This is a genomic window from Antarctobacter aquimaris (genome assembly GCF_900184945.1).
In the GTDB taxonomy this organism is placed as follows: Bacteria; Pseudomonadota; Alphaproteobacteria; order Rhodobacterales; family Rhodobacteraceae; genus Maliponia; species Maliponia aquimaris.
Window position 1 is genome coordinate 58,441 of the sequence record NZ_FXYF01000014.1, and the last position, 14,165, is coordinate 72,605.

The 14,165-nt window shown below is 64.1% G+C and carries 18 protein-coding genes; 3 read left to right on the forward strand and 15 right to left on the reverse strand.

The window, feature by feature from the left end:
• Positions 1-172 precede the first annotated feature (172 nt).
• Entirely contained in the window at positions 173-1,498 is a 1,326-nt protein-coding gene (mgtE, locus tag MAA8898_RS20235; protein WP_094022848.1) for a magnesium transporter, read from the reverse strand.
• Between the two features lie 244 nt (positions 1,499-1,742).
• Here mgtE and MAA8898_RS20240 point away from each other — a divergent pair, with 244 nt between their 5' ends.
• Positions 1,743-3,287: a phospholipase D family protein gene (locus MAA8898_RS20240; RefSeq protein ID WP_094022849.1), complete on the forward strand. Its 1,545-nt coding sequence runs from the start codon at positions 1,743-1,745 to the stop codon at positions 3,285-3,287.
• 274 nt (positions 3,288-3,561) lie between these two features.
• Here the strand turns inward: MAA8898_RS20240 and MAA8898_RS20245 are convergent, their stop codons facing one another.
• From MAA8898_RS20245 to MAA8898_RS20285, 10 genes are read right to left on the reverse strand one after another with little or no spacing between them, the layout of a single operon-like run.
• A complete protein-coding gene (locus MAA8898_RS20245; RefSeq protein ID WP_094022850.1) occupies positions 3,562-3,813 on the reverse strand; it encodes a DUF6522 family protein in 252 nt (83 codons plus the stop codon).
• Between the two features lie 43 nt (positions 3,814-3,856).
• Entirely contained in the window at positions 3,857-4,090 is a 234-nt protein-coding gene (locus tag MAA8898_RS20250; protein ID WP_094022851.1) for a hexameric tyrosine-coordinated heme protein, read from the reverse strand.
• A complete protein-coding gene (ccoS, locus tag MAA8898_RS20255) occupies positions 4,083-4,262 on the reverse strand; it encodes a cbb3-type cytochrome oxidase assembly protein CcoS (RefSeq protein ID WP_094022852.1) in 180 nt (59 codons plus the stop codon). Before ccoS ends, MAA8898_RS20250 begins: the two co-directional genes overlap by 8 nt.
• The gene (locus MAA8898_RS20260) at positions 4,259-5,083 is read right to left on the reverse strand and encodes a DUF2189 domain-containing protein (RefSeq protein WP_094022853.1); all 825 of its coding nucleotides are present in this window, start codon (positions 5,081-5,083) and stop codon (positions 4,259-4,261) included. The genes ccoS and MAA8898_RS20260 overlap by 4 nt, the downstream gene beginning before the upstream one ends.
• An 11-nt stretch (positions 5,084-5,094) precedes the next feature.
• Complete coding sequence (locus MAA8898_RS26395) at positions 5,095-5,259, reverse strand: hypothetical protein (protein WP_176445252.1); 165 nt, start codon at positions 5,257-5,259, stop codon at positions 5,095-5,097.
• Complete coding sequence (ccoP, locus tag MAA8898_RS20265; protein WP_094022854.1) at positions 5,256-6,122, reverse strand: cytochrome-c oxidase, cbb3-type subunit III; 867 nt, start codon at positions 6,120-6,122, stop codon at positions 5,256-5,258. Before ccoP ends, MAA8898_RS26395 begins: the two co-directional genes overlap by 4 nt.
• Positions 6,113-6,277: a cbb3-type cytochrome oxidase subunit 3 gene (locus tag MAA8898_RS20270; protein ID WP_094022855.1), complete on the reverse strand. Its 165-nt coding sequence runs from the start codon at positions 6,275-6,277 to the stop codon at positions 6,113-6,115. The genes ccoP and MAA8898_RS20270 overlap by 10 nt, the downstream gene beginning before the upstream one ends.
• The gene (gene ccoO, locus MAA8898_RS20275; protein ID WP_094022856.1) at positions 6,274-7,008 is read right to left on the reverse strand and encodes a cytochrome-c oxidase, cbb3-type subunit II; all 735 of its coding nucleotides are present in this window, start codon (positions 7,006-7,008) and stop codon (positions 6,274-6,276) included. Before ccoO ends, MAA8898_RS20270 begins: the two co-directional genes overlap by 4 nt.
• Positions 7,009-7,012: 4 nt before the next feature.
• The gene (gene ccoN, locus MAA8898_RS20280) at positions 7,013-8,638 is read right to left on the reverse strand and encodes a cytochrome-c oxidase, cbb3-type subunit I (RefSeq protein WP_094022857.1); all 1,626 of its coding nucleotides are present in this window, start codon (positions 8,636-8,638) and stop codon (positions 7,013-7,015) included.
• A complete protein-coding gene (locus MAA8898_RS20285; protein ID WP_094022858.1) occupies positions 8,635-9,057 on the reverse strand; it encodes an Rrf2 family transcriptional regulator in 423 nt (140 codons plus the stop codon). Before MAA8898_RS20285 ends, ccoN begins: the two co-directional genes overlap by 4 nt.
• An 87-nt stretch (positions 9,058-9,144) precedes the next feature.
• On the opposite strand from MAA8898_RS20285, the gene MAA8898_RS20290 reads away from it, so the two are divergent.
• Positions 9,145-9,588 carry a group III truncated hemoglobin gene (locus MAA8898_RS20290; RefSeq protein ID WP_094022859.1) on the forward strand — a complete coding sequence of 148 codons (444 nt, stop codon included), beginning with the start codon at positions 9,145-9,147 and terminating at the stop codon, positions 9,586-9,588.
• A 183-nt stretch (positions 9,589-9,771) separates the two neighbouring features.
• On the opposite strand, the gene MAA8898_RS20295 is transcribed toward MAA8898_RS20290, so the two are convergent.
• The 3 genes from MAA8898_RS20295 to MAA8898_RS20305 form a co-directional block, all read right to left on the reverse strand.
• Positions 9,772-10,131 carry an MliC family protein gene (locus tag MAA8898_RS20295; RefSeq protein ID WP_094022860.1) on the reverse strand — a complete coding sequence of 120 codons (360 nt, stop codon included), beginning with the start codon at positions 10,129-10,131 and terminating at the stop codon, positions 9,772-9,774.
• 308 nt (positions 10,132-10,439) lie between these two features.
• Entirely contained in the window at positions 10,440-10,931 is a 492-nt protein-coding gene (locus MAA8898_RS20300; RefSeq protein WP_094022861.1) for a peroxiredoxin family protein, read from the reverse strand.
• Positions 10,932-10,991: 60 nt separating this feature from the next.
• Positions 10,992-11,756, reverse strand: a complete 765-nt coding sequence (locus MAA8898_RS20305) for a hypothetical protein (RefSeq protein WP_094022862.1) — start codon at positions 11,754-11,756, stop codon at positions 10,992-10,994.
• Between the two features lie 86 nt (positions 11,757-11,842).
• Between MAA8898_RS20305 and MAA8898_RS20310 the strand changes: the two genes are divergently transcribed.
• Positions 11,843-12,385 carry a MarR family winged helix-turn-helix transcriptional regulator gene (locus tag MAA8898_RS20310; protein ID WP_094022921.1) on the forward strand — a complete coding sequence of 181 codons (543 nt, stop codon included), beginning with the start codon at positions 11,843-11,845 and terminating at the stop codon, positions 12,383-12,385.
• 93 nt (positions 12,386-12,478) lie between these two features.
• Here the strand turns inward: MAA8898_RS20310 and MAA8898_RS20315 are convergent, their stop codons facing one another.
• Positions 12,479-13,744, reverse strand: a complete 1,266-nt coding sequence (locus MAA8898_RS20315; RefSeq protein ID WP_245853504.1) for an MFS transporter — start codon at positions 13,742-13,744, stop codon at positions 12,479-12,481.
• Between the last annotated feature and the right edge of the window lie 421 nt (positions 13,745-14,165).

Sequence of the window (14,165 nt, forward strand, 5' to 3'; positions counted from 1 at the left end):
GAAAACGGAGAAGCCCCGGTCAGAGCCGGGGCTTTTTCATGTCAGATCTTGCGAAGATGACCCCTGAAAAACAGCAATTCTGATTGTGCCCGAACCATATGCCGGAACGGCGATCCGGCCGATCATTGCAGGACAGGCAACCGGCTGGGCAATTCCTCGCCTTCGCGTTCGGTCACGGGCTCAGAACGGCCGTCGCGATGGTGAAATAGACCAGCACGCCCACCCCGTCCGAAATGGTCGTGACCAGCGGCCCGCTGGCCGTCGCCGGATCAAACCTGAGACGGCTGAGCAGGAAAGGCAGCGACATGCCGACAAGACTGCCGACGATTACGACAAGGAACATCGTCAGGCCCACGACCAGCGCAATTTCCGGCCCGCCGCGCCAGGCCCCGATCGGCAGTACGACCAGCGCCATGGTCGCGCCAAGCGCCGTGGCGATCAGCAGTTCGCGCAGGATCAGGTCGCGCCAATCCGACAGCGCCACGTCACCGGTGGCCAGGGCCCGCACCATCAGCGTGGCCGATTGCGATCCGGCATTGCCGCTGCTGTCGATCAGAAGCGGCAGGAAGAATACCAGCGCGACATAGGCCAGGATCATCTCTTCGGAATGCGCAATCCCCGCCCCGGAAAAGAGGTTGCCCAGTACCAGGAGCGCGAGCCAGACGATGCGTTTCGAATAGAGCACACCGATCCCGGCTTCGCGCAGGCTTTGCGTGAACGGCAGCACGGTCGAGATCTTCTGAAAGTCCTGGGTGGTTTCCGCCCTCATCGCATCGGCGGCGTCGTCATGGGTGACGATGCCGACCAGGCGCCCTGCCCCATCGACCACCGGGAGCGCCAGAAGGTCATAGCGTTCGATGGTCTTGGCCGCGTCTTCCTGACCTGCATCCACCGCAATCGAGATCGGCGCCGGGTCCATGATCTCACGGACCGGCATATCGTCCTCGGCGAGGATCAGTTCGTGTAGCCGGATCGATCCGATCAGGCGGTGGCCGCCGTCGAGGATATAGGAGCGATAGATCGTCTCCTTGCCCGGCGCGTCGCGTCGCAGCGAAGCGATCGCCTCGGCCGCCGTCATGCCTTCGCTCAGTGAGGCATAGTCGGTGGTCATGAGCGCGCCGACAGAGCCTTCATCATGGCTGGACAGCGCGCGAATATCGTCGCGGTCCTCCGGTGCCAGGTCCGCCAGCAGGTGTTGCTGTTCGTCCGCAGTCAATCGGTTGAACAGATCGGCGCGGTCGTCGGCATCCATCTCGGTAACGATCTCGGCCAGTTCTGCCTGCGTCATGGCCCGCGCCAGGCCGAGTTGCGTGTTCAGCGGCAGGTTTTCGAATGCTTCGGCGCGTCGCACCAGCGGCAATCTTGACAGATGCTGTTGCGCCGCAGACAGGGGAAGCTGATCCAGCCAGGCCGCCAGATCGATCACATGCGCCGATTTCGCGAATTCATCAATGGCGTCGACGGAAGCGTCGCCCGGCGGTAGGTTTATCAGTGCCATGTCGGAAACCCCTCGAACCTGGATCCAGCTTCAGGTGTTCCCTGCGGAACGTCAAACGGTCACTTGCCCGGTTCACCCGTTCCGGCCGGTCGGTGCCGGCTTGGGTTGGACAAAGCCGCGATGACCCGCGACACTGGCTGGCGGGCAGTTGCGTGCCGGGTGAATCCCGGGAAAAGACTGCATCAGACCGCCGGCCCATTCGCCCCGGTATCACCCGGCGCCGGCACTACCCAGAGTTGGCCCGATGCTACTGACCGCTATGAAATGTCTTCTTTTCACGATCGGTTTTCTGGCGGTCGCAGTCGTCGTTGCGCGGATGGTCTTTCCCGCCCCTGCCAGCACCGGCCGCAAGGCGACCACCGCAGTTCCGCCCGCCGAACACGGTGCCTTGGCGGAGGCGCTGATCCGGCTCGGCCGCGGGCATGAGGGACTGACCGGCGTCGCGTCCCTGCCGGATGGCCGGGGCGCCTTTGCAGCGCGCATCCTGCTTGCCAATGCCGCCGTGTCCTCCATCGACGTTCAATACTACATCTGGCGCGCCGACATGGTCGGGCATCTGCTGCTGAAGGCGCTCTATCGCGCCGCAGAGCGCGGCGTGCGGGTGCGCCTGTTGCTGGATGACAACGGGATTGAACGACTTGACGACGTTCTGGCGGCCCTGGATGCCCATCCCAACATCGAGGTTCGCCTCTACAATCCGTTCACCCTGCGTCGATTCAAAAGATTGTCTTTCGGCTTTGATTTCTTCCGGCTGAACCATCGGATGCACAACAAGGCCTTCACCGTCGATGGCCGCGCCAGCATTCTGGGCGGTCGCAACGTGGGGGGCGAATATTTCGGAACCGGCGTAACCCCGCTGCAAATCGACCTGGATGTTCTGGCGGTTGGCGACATCGTCCCCAAGATATCGGCGGATTTCGACCGCTATTGGAATTCGACGGCAGTTCATCCCGCCGAGCAGATTCTGGGCAAGTCCGACAACAGCGGTCTGATTGCGTCGGCGCTGGACAGGTTCGAGAATGATCCGGAGCTCAACAAGTACCGCCCCCTGCTTGAGGCCTCCGATATGGTTGGGTCGCTGGCGCGGGGCGAGCTGGCGCTGGAGTGGACCAGGGCCGTCCTGGTCAGCGACGATCCTGTCATCGGTTTTGGTTCGCTTCCTCACTCGGATCTGTTCATCACCCGGTTGCTTGACGCAGTCGGGCCGATCAAGAGCCGCTTTGACGGCGTGACCCCCTATTTCGTCCCTGGCGCCGCGGGGGTGAAGGCCTTTGCCGAGATGGGAAAAAACGGCGTTGCGGTGCGCATGCTCACCAACTCGCTTGAGGCGACAAACATGCTGCCGGTTCACGCAGGCTATGCCAAGCGCCGTCGCGATCTGTTGCTGGCGGGTGTCGGCCTCTTTGAATTGCGCGCTCTGCCCGGCGGTCCGTCGTCGCTGGATATCCTGGGACCACTGGGATCGTCGGGATCGCACCTTCACGCCAAGACGTTTGCCGTGGACGGCACACGCGTCTTCGTAGGCTCGTTCAATTTCGATCCCCGCTCGGCGACACTGAACACGGAGATGGGGCTGCTGATCGAAAGCACCGGGATGGCCCGAACAATGCACAAAGCCTTCGACGAGGGCCTGAGTGACCTCGCTTGGCGCGTGGAGCTGCTCAACGATCAACTGATTTGGCGCGGTCCATCCGGCGAAACGGAAACGCATAGGGAACCCGGGGCAACCCTGCCCAGACGTATCGCACTGAAGATCATCGGCTGGTTGCCGGTGGAATGGCTTTTGTGACCAGGCGTTGAAATCGTGCAAGAGACCCGTGGCGGACTCTCGTCTGGTCCGTGAGGTGCATGATCTGGCCAAACCCCGTGACATGCGGGGGCCAGGCCCCGCGTGGGCCATCCGGGGCATGGTATCGAGGCGGTCGGCGTCTGGTTCGTTTGATCGGTGAAGACCGAACGCCGTTTGCTGCGTCCTCGACGATGGCGCGTCGAGGGGACCGGAGGGCCAAAGAACCTTGCGCTGCACGGCCTCACCCGTGGAACCTGTTCCGCGAGCGCGGGCATCAACCGGCCGCCCCTGCCTTGCCATGCTGCCGGGTCAGAGATTGCGCCCGCACGAAGCCGATCCGCAGGGGTTCAACCATCCCGCCCGCCGCGTCCGCCGTCAGCCGCAGCTCCCGGTTGCCAATGCGAAGGTTCAGCCGCGTGCCGCCGGCATCTTCGCCTACGCCGGTTTCGCGGCCCGTGGTGAAGGTGCCTGCGCGCACCAGATCGCGCAAGCGCGGCTCATCAAGATCGAAACCCTGCGCGACCATGCGGCGTCGACCCGCACCCGGTCGTCGCCGATGGTCAAGACACTCATTTCACGGCGCGCCAGTGGTCATTGGCCGCCGCAATGGTGGCAAAATGGATGGCCACCACATGCGACACCGCGATCAGCGCGTCGGCGTCAGCCTCGTAATCCTTGCGCAGCTTGTCGCGGATGGCGGCATCGGGCTGGGTCTTTTTCACCGCAATCCGGGCCAGCTTGACCGCAAGGTCATAGCCTTCGCTGGGGGTCGGCGTGATCAGGCTGGGCAGCCAGTTATCCATGTGATGTCTCCTTTTGTGTCGGATTGGCAGGTGTGTCGGGGGCGGTCAGGATGCGCCGGGCATCGCCGTCGGGGTCGTCGTACTGGTCGTGGCGCAGGCTCCAGAAGAACGCGGCAAGACCGATCAGGCCCATACCGATGGCAACGGGGATGAGGAACAGCGCGCCGGTCATGGCGTTGCGGAGTCCTGCCGGGCGGGATCGGCGTCGGGGCGCAGCGCCTGCCAGGCGTGCCAGGTGCCATGACCCAGGAGCGGAAAGACCACGATCAGGCCCAGAAGGCCGGTGGCCACGGAAAACGCAAAGCCCGCAACGACGATCCCGCCCCAGGGCAGCACCGCCCGCAGGTTCTGCGTGGTCAGGGCGAAACTGGTGCCAAGTGCGGTCAGCGCATCGGTGCGTACCGACAGCAGCATCGGGATCGAGAACAGGCTGATCGCCATGGCGAAGGCCGCGAACAGCCCGCCGATCGCCGAGCCGGTCGCCACCAGCGCCCAACCGCGCGGTGTGGTCAGCAGTTGCGCCAGGATCTGATCGAAGCCCGGAAACGGCAGCAGCCCGAAAAACAGCGCATAGAGAAGATCGGCGGCCCTCAGCCACAAGACGACCAGAAGGCACAGGAGCAGTCCCGCGAACAGAACCTGCCCGCCCGAGGCCGGGCGCACCAGAACCATGTCGGACAATCGCACCGCCTTGCCCGCGGCATGGCGGCGGCTCTTTTCATAGAGGCCGATGGCAAGGATGGGGCCGACCACCAGAAACCCCGAAAGAGCCGGGAAGATCAGCCATGGCAGGCCCACCGCGACCATCGCCCAGATCACCAGCACCGAGGCCAGGAAAATGACCAGCCCATAGCCAAGGCTGGGCCATGGGGCGCGGCGCAGGTCACGCCAGCCGGCGGCAAGCCAGCTGAACGCTGCCCCGGTCGGCAGCTGGCGCGCATAGGGGCTGGCACGATGCTGAAGCGGCTCGACGGCGGGAAGGGGTTCAAGCATTCATGCCTCCTTCAGCAGCCTGGTTTCGCGGCGGCGTGTTCGGGATCGACCTGGACACAGCCGGGATGGGACGCCAGCGCGAGGGTCACGAACTGCCAGTTGGCAGCGATGACCAGCGCCAGGAAAGCGGCAACGCCCAGGCCTATCGGCAGTTTCGCGCCCCGCACCACGCTCATGGCGCAGCTCCCGACAGGTCCTGGACGTAGAGTGCCAGCATCCTGATCTCGGCCTCGCTCAGCCGGTCGGTCCAGGCGGGCATCACGCCTTGCCGGCCGTTCATCAGCGTTGTGTGGATTGCATCGGCGTCGCCGCCATACAGCCAATCGGCATCGGTCAGGTTCGGGGCGCCCTGATCCGTCATCCCGCGCGCATCCTCGCCGTGGCAACTGGCGCAATTGTCCTGGAACAGCACCGCGCCTTCCGACGTATCGCCCGCGCGCACTCCGCCTGACAGCGTCAGCACGTAGTCGGTCAGAGCCGCAATTTCGGGCCGGGTCAGCAGCCCGTCGCGGCCAAAGGTGGGCATCTGGGAAAAGCGGGTGTCGGGATGCGGGCTGTTGATGCCGAAGCGCAGCGTTTCCGCGATCTCTTCTGCCGTACCTCCCCAAAGCCAGATATCATCCGACAGTCGCGGAAAGCCCGGCCCGCCGATACCCTTGGTGCCGTGGCAGGCCTGGCAGTTCTGGCCAAAGAGCGGCGCTGCGGTTGCCATCGCCCGCGCCATCAGGTCGGGGTCGGCGCGGATCGCCTCGAAACTTTGCGTCTCCAGCGCCGTGGTCCAATCGGCACGCGCGGCTTCAGCCTGGGCAATATCGGCGGCAACGGCGGTTTTCTGGTCAACGCCCCAAAGCCCCTTGGTATAGGTCTGGCCCAGCGGCCATGTCGGCAGCAGCACCCAGGCGACCAGCGCATAAAGATGCGTCACCACGATAAAGGCGATCACCGCCTTCGGCACCGGATTGTTCAACTCCTTGATGCCGTTCCAGTCATGGCCGGTGGTGGCCTGGCCGGTGACAGGGTCACGTTCACCTACCGACATGGCCTGTCCTCCGCGGTCAGGATCGAACGGGCGGCCCGGTCTGCGGCCGCCTTGCGCGACGGGCGATAGGTCTGGAAGACGACGATCAGGAAGAACACCATCAGGTAGATCAGGCCGACCGACTTGGCGATGAGGACAAGGGTGTCATGGCTCATGGCTTGGCCTCCACTCCGGCCTGGTAGGGGGCCTGGGTCAACTGGCCCAGCACTTGCAGATAGGACACCAGCGCATCCATCTCGGTCAGCCGTGGATCGCCGTCGAAATTGCGGATGGTTGTGGCATCGCCATACCGCGCGACAACGCCGTCGGCCCGGTCGCCGTCGGGCGCTGCCTGGCCCAGGGCATCGCTATAGGCTTCGGCGATCATCTCGTCGGTATAGGGCACCCCCAGCCGCCGCAGCGTTGCCAGATGGGCGGCCATGTCGTCCACCTCCAGCGGGTTCTCGGCGAGCCAGGAATAGCCCGGCATGATCGACGAGGGCACCACGGCGCGCGGGTCGATCAGGTGGGCGACATGCCAGTCGTCGGAATACTTGCCGCCCAGGCGCGCCAGGTCCGGCCCGGTGCGTTTCGACCCCCAGAGCATCGGGTGATCGTATTGCGATTCCGCCGCCAGCGAATAGGGGCCATAGCGCTCCACCTCGTCGCGCAGGGTGCGCACCATCTGGCTGTGGCAGGCATAGCACCCCTCGCGGATGTAGATGTTGCGCCCGGCCAGCTCCAGCGGCGTATAGACCCGCATGTCGTCGGTGGTCTCGACGGTTTCGTCGATGGTGAACAGCGGCGCTATCTCGATGATGCCGCCGACGCTGGCGGCAAGGATGATGGCCACCACAAGGCCGATCGAGTGCTTTTCGAGATTGTAGTGCAGTTTCAAGAGGGGCATCGCGCTACTCCGCCGGTTGCGGGGCAAGCGGGCGATCCGCAGCCGCACCGCGTGGGCCGCGCACCGTCAGCCAGATGTTGACCGCACCGATCACCAGGCCCGCCAGGAACAACACACCGCCGATGAAGCGGGCGATGTAGTAGGGGCGCATCGCCTCCATGCTGTCGATGAAGGAGTAATGCAGCGTGCCCGCCGCGTTGTAGGTGCGCCACATCAGGCCCTGCGTCAGGCCAGCGTTCCACAGCGAAAAGACGTAAGTCAGCAGCCCCGCCAGGGCCAACCAGAAATGCCATTCCACCAGCCGGGATGAATACATGCCCGGTCGTCCCCAAAGTGACGGCACCACCGAATAGAACGCGCCGAAGGTGATCATCGCCAGCCAGCCAAGCGCGCCGGAATGCACGTGCCCGACGGTCCAGTCGGTATAATGCGACAGGGCGTTGACCGGGCGGATCGCCATGAACGACCCCTCGAACGTCGACAGCCCGTAAAACACCGCCGCCACGAACATGAACCGCAGCGTCGCGTCGTCGCGCACCCGGTGCCAGGCGCCGTTCAGCGTCATCAGCGCATTGCCCGCCGAGGCCCAGCTTGGCACCAGCAGCATGACCGAGAATGTCATGCCCAGCGTCTGCACCCAGTGGGGCAAGGCCGTGTAGTGCAGGTGGTGCGACCCCACCCACATGTAGAAGAACGTGATGCCCCAGAAACTGAGGATCGACAGCCGGTAGGAATAGATCGGCCGCTGTGCGCGCATCGGCAGGTAGTAATAGAGCATCCCCAGAAAGCCCGAGGTCATGAAGAAGGCCACGGCATTGTGGCCATACCACCATTGCACCATCGCATCCTGCACACCCGAGAATGCCGAATAGCTTTTGGCACCGGCAAGGCTGACCGGCAGGGCCAGGCTGTTGACGATGTGCAGCATGGCCACCACCAGGATGAAGGCGAGGTAGTACCAGTTGGCGACATAGATATGCGGCTCGGCCCGGCGCGCGAGGGTGCGCAGGTACAAGACGAAGTAGACGACCCAGACGACCACCAGCAGGATATCGGCATACCACTCGGCCTCGGCATACTCCTTGGACTGGGTAATGCCCATGAAATAGCCGGTGATCGCCCAGAGGCAGAACAGGTTGTAACCGATCAGCACGAACCAGGGGCTGATCTGGTCCGGCAGCCGGGCGCGCGAGGTGCGTTGCATGACGTGGAAGGAGGTGGCGATCAGCGCGTTGCCGCCGAAGGCAAAGATCACGCCGGTGGTATGGACCGGGCGAATGCGGCCATAGCTGGACCAGGCCTGGCCGAATGTCGCCTCTGGCCAGACCACCAGGGCGGCCACCCAAAGCCCCACCGCCATGGCAAACACGCCCCAAAGCAGGGCGATCAGGATGCCGGCCTTGATCGGGTCGTCGTAGTAGTGCGACAGACGCTGGGGGTCGGGGCCGGGATGTTCCAGCACGCCGCCCACCACAAAGACCAGCGCCACGCCCAGTGCCACCGCCATGAAGCCGTGCACCGCCATCGGGTCCTGCCGGGCGGTCGCCGCCATGAGCAGACCAACCAGCGCCAGCAACAGGGACAATCCCATCGCCAGGCGGCGTTCCGTATGGGTCAGCGCGGCGATCATGCCGCCACCGCCCCGTCGCCGCGCAGCGCCACATCGGCCAAGGTCGAGCGGTCAAGCTCGGCCAGAAACGCCGCCTCGGCCGCGCCCAGCCGCGCCCGGAGCCGACAGCAATCGGTGATCGTGCAATCGCCCCCCGAGGCCGCGAAACATGCGACCAGTGGCTGGCCCTCTTCAAGGATGCGCACCACCTGCCCCAGCCGTATTTCTGCCGGTGGCCTTGCCAGCATCGCCCCGCCGCCGCCGCCCCGCCGCGTGGACACGATGCCGGCCTGTGCCAGTGCCGCCATGATCTTTGTCAGGTGATGGCGCGACAACGCGAATTCCTCTGCCAGTTCCGCAGTGGAAAACGCCCGGTCCGGGGCCGAGGCCAGGCGCATCAGTGCCCGCAGGCCGAAATCGGTGAAGGAGGTAAGGCGCATCAGACCCAGCTTTCATTGGGCATTTACAAGTGCGATTATGCAGCTTTAATAGGCATTGTAAATACCAATTCACGGAGAGCCCCGGAAATGGCAGCAGCGCCGCAGACACCACCAATCAAATCCGCGCGGCCGCAGATCACCGCCGACCTGATGGCACGCACCGGTCTGGACGACGCGATCCTGGTGCGCCTCGTGCATGGATTCTACGACAAGGTGCGCGCCGACCCGCTGCTTGGCCCGATCTTTGCCGCGCGCATCACGGATTGGGGTCCGCACCTCGACAAGCTGGTCGACTTCTGGTCATCGGTCGCGCTGATGACGGGGCGTTACCACGGCGCGCCGATGCCCAAACACCTGCCGCTGCCCGTCGAGCAGGCCCATTTCGACCGCTGGCTGGCGCTGTTCCGGCAAACCGCGACCGAGGTCTGTCCTCCCGAAGGTGCGGCCTGGGTGATCGAGCGGGCCGAACGCATCGCCGCATCAATCCACATGAACATCCAGGTTGCGCGACGCCGCAGCCTTGAAACGTAAAGACCGGCCTGCACGCAGGCCTGACTGCCCTCCGGGCAATCGGCTGCTTGACGGTCCGCAGCGAGAACCACCCCCATGGGGCCCGATGCGAACCAACTCGAACAACGGGAGTTTGGCCAGCAGGTCAGCCCAACCACGCCTTCCTGCAAGGGAAATCCATGGCCGGGCTGGGATTTGTCGCACTTATGGCAGGGCTTCCGGCGATCGGCAGTCCTGAAGGCTGCCTTCCGACAACTCGTTCTCCAGCGTCGCGGTATCCCCCTTGGTCCACCAGACATAGGCGCCGGAAACGTATCGGGCGCCCGACGCCGAAACCACGTTCACGAAAATGCGGTCTTCTCCGTCGATCGGAAGGATCGCGAGCGCATTGGCACCGGCGTTCACATATTGAACGGAAAAGGCGCCCCCATCCCCGCAGGCATAGATCTGCGACAGGACGCTGTCGGATGTGCCGCGTTCAAGCGGGATGGACAACGTTGCCTGGGCTGACGCGGCGCCGGCAGTTGCCAAAACGGTGAAAGCGACTGGACCGACGCGCATCATGAATTCTCCTTGGGTCAGAGGGCGATATAGCCCGTGAACCAGTCGCTTCACAAGCGCGGCAAGAGGTCACTTTCACGCGACCACGGGCTGACCCGGACCGTCGCCGGGCCGATCTGTCGCAGGGCGTGGCCAGGCCGGAGAAGAGCCGTGCGGCGCCGCTGTCCGCCAGCAAACCGGGATGGTGGCAGCGGTGGATCGTTTTCAGAGACGCCGGCATTTCCGCCTGCGACACGTGGTCAAACGCCCCCCCCCGATCGTCGCATCAGACAGCCGGAGATGCGCCGAAATTCCCGATTGCGAGCAGCCTCTCAGCCGATTTCCATTGCCGCACCCGGTGCCGGATCCGCGTCCTCGCAAAGCAGCGTTGCGATCTCGGCGCCCAGCAACAGTTCGGGGACAGCCCCGAAATGATGCGCGCGCAGGGCGCCGGACTTGTCGAAAATCAACATGCTGGGCGTGCCGCGCATCTGGAACGCTTCCATGGTCTTTGGCAACGGTCCCACCCCCGGCGTGTCGACGCCAACCGGAAAGGTGATCCGATACTCGTGCAGGAACGCCTTCAGCGATACCGGGGTCATCGCGGCATGGTGTTCAAACACCGTGTGCAACCCAAGAACCGCCACAACCTCTCTCGGGAAGGACTGATGCACTTTCTGCGCCAGGGGCAGGCCCTGCGAAACGCAGCCCGGACACAGCATCTGAAACGCCTCGACAACAACGACCTTGCCACGAAGGGAGGCGAGGGTGATGTCCCGGTCCGTGTTGAACCATTGGGATACGTGAAGCTCTGGCGCGGCCATGGGTCTGGATCCTGTTTGCCGGATGAGGGAGGCTGCGCATCGCACCGCCTCCTTTCCTGATCAGTCTATTCTACCCGGCAGGCTGAGGTCACCAGACGCCACATCAAAGACGTCGATCACGCAAAACAGCGGCGCGTGGATGTTCGCGTTCACGCGCAGGGCGGACGTGACGCCATCATAGGCCACGCCTGCAATCTCCACACCGCTGCGGAACGCAACATTCACAGTGATCTCGGGCCCATCGAAGAGCGGCGTGAACCCGGGACTGTCCAGGAAGATCGGCAAGCCTGGCCATGTGGCGGGAAGCTTCGGCGTCTCGCCCGCCGGGATGTCGCGCACCGCCAGCGCGCCTGGCCCGCAAGCGTCGGTCGGTGTGAGAACCACCCAATGGCTGTGCCAGACATTGCCGTCATTGGTCGGATCACCGTCGCTGTTTTCATCGTATAGCGGCGTGTCGTCGAAATCCGGGTGGCTGGTGGCAGCCAGGGCCAGAATGCCGGTTCCGCCCTCGAACTCTACAGCCGACGGATCAAGCGAGGTTGGCCAGACGTAGGACAGCACGTCCGACCCACCCACTTTGCCCGTCGGCACCGGCACTTCCGACCCGGCGATCCCGTTTGTCGTCATGTGGAACGTCACGAGATTTCCATCGCGGTGTGCATGTGCGCCCAGGATGTCGAAGGCCGCGACCCTGGTTTGATCCGCCGCCGACAGGATGGCGCCGTCGTGGTGCACCGCATGGCCATGGTCGCCGTCACCGTCCGCCCATGCGGCGCCGCCGATCAGCGCCAGGCTTGTCGTGACCAGGAAAAGTGGGTGTCTCATGGTTCGTCCTTTCATGTAACTGCCACCCCTGTTAGTAGCGACTCGAAACTATTGCAATAATTATTTCGAGTCGCTACTGGATGGGCATGAAAGGCCATCTGCACATTCGCGAGCTGATCAACCGGCTGGCACGCCTCGATGCGGCGTCCGCGTGGGAAGGCGATTTCAACCCCACGCAGCGGGCGGTCCTGGTCTACCTTGACCGGGCCAATCGGTTTTCGAGAAGTCCGTCGCATGTTGCCGAGTACCTGGGAACGACGCGGGGAACGATTTCGCAGACCTTCAAATCGCTGCTGCAGAAGGGATATGTGACCGAGCACCGCTCGACGCGTGACAAGCGGGCAATCCATTTCGAACTGACAGCCAAGGGCAAAGAGATCGCTCGGGGCTATGGCGGCCTCGAGCAAAGCCTGTCAAATCTGGATGCGCGGGAACAACAGGCCCTTCACGCCGCTCTCACGGCAATTCTCAAGGGCGTGCTGGACCAGAACGGCGGTCGCGCCTTTGGCGTGTGCAACACCTGCATGCACTACGAACCCTCGGGTTCCGGGGGTTTTTGCACGTTGCTGTCGGAACCGCTTTCTGCAGCGGAAACCACCCTGATCTGCCATGAACAGGTCAGTGCCTGACGCACCGCCCCCGCAGGCCCACGATCGACGGGATTTCCTTCTGCCAGGATCGGCACATAGGCACTCTGCGCGGCGGCGGTCTCGTCGTGAAAATCACCGGTCCATGCCTCGGCTGCCGGCCTCGGTGCGTGGGTCGAGCGACATTGCGATCGGCGTCACGTCGGGGAGCGGCACGTATTTCTCCCGCTGGTCCGCAGGCAGCGATGGCCGCAGCGCGACCTGGACGAGCACGAACAAGGCGTAAAGCACCGCGACCGTGGATTCGAACACGAAAAAGCTGGATGGGCCGTGGATCGACATCAGCGCTGCGGCGATCAGCGGGCCGAGTGTCGCACCGATGGAATAGACCATCAGCAAACGCCCGGCTGCGGCAATATAGTATCTGCGTTCCAGCCGGTCGAAGGTTTGGGCGACGCAGAGCGGATAGACGCTGCTCATCGCCCCTCCGAACGCCGGCGCCACGATCAGCAAGGCCGTGAACGGCAGGCCAGAGGCAACGAAGCCCGCCAGCGTGCCCCAGGCGGTGCCGACCGCCAGCAATGCGCCCGACATGACGATGCGCCGGTCAAACCGATCTGCCAGCATGCCCATGGGGATCTGGGCTGCCAGTCCGCCCAGCACCACGACGCTCATGAACAGGGCGGCCTCGGAAACTCCCAGCCCGATCCTGCGGGCAAAGACGACCCCCAGCGCGTAGAAGGACCCGACCATCAGACCCGCGACCGCGGCGCCGACCACGCCCACCTTCGAGGCTGCGTAGAGGTCCCTGACGTTCAGCACCCGGCTTTCGCTCAGATTGGGCTCGCCCAGGGTGGTCATTGCGACCGGGATCAGCGACAGCCCGATCAGCGATGCCGCCAGCATGAAAAGATCGGGCGTCGCAACATCGGCGAGATTGACCATCGTCTGACCCGATGCAATCGCGAGGTAGAAGGTCAGCATGTAGAAACCAAGGACCCGCCCCCGCGTTTCGTTGCTGCTTCGGGTGTTCAGCCAGCTTTCGATCGTGGCCGTCAGGCCGGCGATGCAGAACCCGTTGACGACCCTAAGGACCAGCCATGCAGCCGGATGAAAGAACGCCGCATAGGCCAGCGTGGTCGCGGCCGTCAGCGCCGCGAACACAGCGAAGGCGCGGATATGCCCGATCCGGAAGATCACGCGCTTGCCGCGCAGCCCGCCAAGCGCCAGGCCGAGGTAATAGGCCGCCATGATTGCGCCGGTCAGCGCCACCGGATAGCCCGCCGCCTCCATGCGAAGCGGCAGGACAACGCCGAGCAGCGAGTTGCCGATCATGAAGGCGGCGGTGCCGCCCAGAAGGGCTTTCACCGAGACGAGGATGTCGCGCACGCTTTGTGTCATCGGCAGGATCACAACTCATTGGCACGGAATATGCAACGAGCAATGGCCTGCCGGGATCTGCCGAAGGTGAAACGGGAGGCGGATTGCAATCGCCTGTTCGGTTTCTCTCAGGCTGCTTGCTGCGCAGGATAGTGCACGCCCGATCACCGGACAGTCATCGCACCGGCGGACTGAATCGTCTTGGCCAAAGCCCATGCCGGGTCGAAATCGTGCAGGCATCAAGCCGCTGCTGGCAAATGGCGCCGCCGCATAGGAAGGCCTGACAAGACATTGAAAAACCACACGACAGCAATTGCTTGAGGTACAGGTAAAGTGGCACGCGCCGTCGCGCGGATGGCAGGCATTTCCCGCTGAACACGCGATGTCGTTCGACGCCTCAACGCTTCGCTGGCCGGACGTCGCCCATTTCTGAACTCGAGCA

What these genes read in the sequence shown, in the direction of transcription:
- mgtE (WP_094022848.1), bottom strand. Translation starts at nt 1,498, where the DNA reads ATGGCACTGATAAACCTACCGCCGGGCGACGCTTCCGTCGACGCCATT.
- MAA8898_RS20240 (WP_094022849.1), top strand. Translation starts at nt 1,743, where the DNA reads ATGCTACTGACCGCTATGAAATGTCTTCTTTTCACGATCGGTTTTCTG.
- MAA8898_RS20245 (WP_094022850.1), bottom strand. Translation starts at nt 3,813, where the DNA reads ATGGTCGCGCAGGGTTTCGATCTTGATGAGCCGCGCTTGCGCGATCTG.
- MAA8898_RS20250 (WP_094022851.1), bottom strand. Translation starts at nt 4,090, where the DNA reads ATGGATAACTGGCTGCCCAGCCTGATCACGCCGACCCCCAGCGAAGGC.
- ccoS (WP_094022852.1), bottom strand. Translation starts at nt 4,262, where the DNA reads ATGACCGGCGCGCTGTTCCTCATCCCCGTTGCCATCGGTATGGGCCTG.
- MAA8898_RS20260 (WP_094022853.1), bottom strand. Translation starts at nt 5,083, where the DNA reads ATGCTTGAACCCCTTCCCGCCGTCGAGCCGCTTCAGCATCGTGCCAGC.
- MAA8898_RS26395 (WP_176445252.1), bottom strand. Translation starts at nt 5,259, where the DNA reads ATGAGCGTGGTGCGGGGCGCGAAACTGCCGATAGGCCTGGGCGTTGCC.
- ccoP (WP_094022854.1), bottom strand. Translation starts at nt 6,122, where the DNA reads ATGTCGGTAGGTGAACGTGACCCTGTCACCGGCCAGGCCACCACCGGC.
- MAA8898_RS20270 (WP_094022855.1), bottom strand. Translation starts at nt 6,277, where the DNA reads ATGAGCCATGACACCCTTGTCCTCATCGCCAAGTCGGTCGGCCTGATC.
- ccoO (WP_094022856.1), bottom strand. Translation starts at nt 7,008, where the DNA reads ATGCCCCTCTTGAAACTGCACTACAATCTCGAAAAGCACTCGATCGGC.
- ccoN (WP_094022857.1), bottom strand. Translation starts at nt 8,638, where the DNA reads ATGATCGCCGCGCTGACCCATACGGAACGCCGCCTGGCGATGGGATTG.
- MAA8898_RS20285 (WP_094022858.1), bottom strand. Translation starts at nt 9,057, where the DNA reads ATGCGCCTTACCTCCTTCACCGATTTCGGCCTGCGGGCACTGATGCGC.
- MAA8898_RS20290 (WP_094022859.1), top strand. Translation starts at nt 9,145, where the DNA reads ATGGCAGCAGCGCCGCAGACACCACCAATCAAATCCGCGCGGCCGCAG.
- MAA8898_RS20295 (WP_094022860.1), bottom strand. Translation starts at nt 10,131, where the DNA reads ATGATGCGCGTCGGTCCAGTCGCTTTCACCGTTTTGGCAACTGCCGGC.
- MAA8898_RS20300 (WP_094022861.1), bottom strand. Translation starts at nt 10,931, where the DNA reads ATGGCCGCGCCAGAGCTTCACGTATCCCAATGGTTCAACACGGACCGG.
- MAA8898_RS20305 (WP_094022862.1), bottom strand. Translation starts at nt 11,756, where the DNA reads ATGAGACACCCACTTTTCCTGGTCACGACAAGCCTGGCGCTGATCGGC.
- MAA8898_RS20310 (WP_094022921.1), top strand. Translation starts at nt 11,843, where the DNA reads ATGAAAGGCCATCTGCACATTCGCGAGCTGATCAACCGGCTGGCACGC.
- MAA8898_RS20315 (WP_245853504.1), bottom strand. Translation starts at nt 13,744, where the DNA reads ATGACACAAAGCGTGCGCGACATCCTCGTCTCGGTGAAAGCCCTTCTG.